Here is a 227-nt window from a genome sequence, read left to right on the forward strand (position 1 = left end):
GAAATTATTTTTTTCTACAAGTTTTTACCGTTATTTTTGCATTATCCATTGCAACGACTATTTTCAATAAACGCATTTTAGGTTTTCCCCAAGCTATTGGCGTACCCATCGTTTCTGCCATTTTTGTCTTTATTTTACAGTGGGGCGCGAGCCTGCTGAGTGGTAATCAGTTTATTACCATCAATATTCACAACATTGAAGAAGCGGTTCGTCATATCGATTTTTAT

Annotated in this window: 1 protein-coding gene; it reads left to right on the forward strand. The window is 35.7% G+C overall.

Annotated elements, in window-relative coordinates; genetic code table 11:
- Positions 1 to 227 (forward strand): hypothetical protein (locus tag RRF55_RS28425; RefSeq protein ID WP_439419360.1); only part of this gene is annotated, 227 nt, incomplete at both ends.

Origin of the sequence: Klebsiella sp. K47, assembly GCF_051858335.1 — a bacterium.
Taxonomy (GTDB): domain Bacteria; phylum Pseudomonadota; class Gammaproteobacteria; order Enterobacterales; family Enterobacteriaceae; genus Klebsiella; species Klebsiella pneumoniae.